Source organism: Flavobacterium noncentrifugens (genome assembly GCF_900100375.1).
GTDB lineage: Bacteria > Bacteroidota > Bacteroidia > Flavobacteriales > Flavobacteriaceae > Flavobacterium > Flavobacterium noncentrifugens.
Window position 1 is genome coordinate 74,453 of sequence record NZ_FNEZ01000008.1, and the last position, 1,844, is coordinate 76,296.

The following is a 1,844-nucleotide window of genomic DNA, read 5'->3' on the forward strand; positions in this document are numbered from 1 at the left end:
AAACAATACATATACGGGTTCAACTCCAACATTTACAGTTGTGGATTTGGCAGTTGGAACTTATACTTTTACTGTGGCTTCTGCAGAATGTACTTCGCCTGCTTCTGCATCGGTGACAATCAATGCTGCGCCTGTTTTACCAACTGCGCCAATTGCTGCTGAGCCGACACAACCGACCTGTACTTCTGCAACCGGAAGTGTTGTTCTTTCTGGTTTGCTAACCGGAAATTATACGATTACACAATCGGGAAGTTCAAACAATACATATACGGGTTCAACTCCAACATTTACTATTGTAGATTTAGCAGCGGGAACTTATACTTTTACAGTAACTTCTGGGGAATGTACTTCGCCAGCTTCAGCATCAGTAACAATTAATGTTGCACCTGTTGTTCCCACTGCGCCAATTGCTAGTAATATTGTTGACCCCACGTGTACGGAATCAACAGGAAGTGTGTTTTTTTCTGGATTGCCAACGTCGCCATGGATAATTACTGCGGAAGGTATCAATATTGCCGGAACCGCCGCAACCATTACAGTTGACGGTTTGGCTCCAGGAAATTATACTTTTACAGTTGCAAATTCTCTTGGATGCATATCGCCAGGAATTAATGTAACAATCAACAGCCAGCCAGTTGTTCCATCTGCACCAACCGCTGCAACGCCTATCGACCCTACTTGTAGTGTTCCAACGGGAAGCGTAGTGCTTTCAGGCTTGCCATCAGGCAACTGGACGATCACGCAATCGGGAACGTTTAGCAATACTTACACAGGTTCAACGCCAGCTGTTACGATAGCAGATTTGGCTCCTGGAACTTATACCTTTACAGTAGGAACTGCAACCTGTACTTCTGTTGCATCAACAGCTGTAGTGATCAGTTCGGCAACTGCTGCTCCGACTGCACCTATCGCAGCAACACCAACACAGCCAACTTGTACAACTACCACAGCAAGCGTAGTCCTTTCAGGATTGCCATCAGGAAACTGGATCTTGAACCTGGGAAGCATGACTATCGCAGGTACGGGTACTACTTATACCCTTGACAATTTAGCCCAGAATGCAACCTATAGCATTTCTGTGATCAACAGCCTTGGTTGTGAATCGCCTGCAACAACCGTTGTGATAAACGCTGCCGGGGAAACTGTAAACCTTGCAGATGAGGCTTGTAACGGTGATGATAAACTGATCCTGAACCTTGGGTTGAAACTGCCAACAGGTACGCCATTAAATGGGGTTTGGACGCGCCTTAGCGACAACACGCCGGTTACTGCGCTGTTTAATCCTTTCGGACTTGCCAATGGTGTTTACAACATCCAGTATGTGGTTTCTTCAGGAAGCTGTACCCAGACTTTTGTGGTTGCGGTAACTGTGGATTCGAATCTTTGTGCGGTTTCTCCATGTGGAAATTTAGTGGTCAACAATGCTTTTTCTCCAAACGGCGATGGTTTAAACGATACTTTTGTGATCACAGACCTTCAGGAGACAGCTTGTTATCCTACAAACAGCATCGAGATCTACAACCGCTGGGGCGTATTGGTTTACGATACCAGACAATATGACAACAATACCAGGGTATTCCGTGGTATTTCAGAAGGCCGTGCGACCCTTAGCAAATCATCAGAGCTTCCTGCCGGAACGTATTTCTACATCTTGAAATATACCGATAGCGTAGGTAAAAATTATGATAAACAAGGCTACCTCTACCTTTCAAAATAAACCTAACTCAAATCTAACTCCCGGGATTTTTCGGACTTCCGGGATAAAAACAAGAATCTAATGAAAACAAGAATATTAATTTTCGTTTTGATGTTTACAGGAGCGTTAAGTTATGCGCAGCAGGATG

1 protein-coding gene is annotated in these 1,844 nt (G+C 44.6%); it reads left to right on the plus strand.

The features are described from left to right. Positions 1-1,717: T9SS type B sorting domain-containing protein (locus BLS32_RS17580; protein ID WP_217639580.1), on the plus strand; the 1,717-nt coding region annotated here is incomplete at its 5' end. Positions 1,718-1,844: the final 127 nt, after the last annotated feature.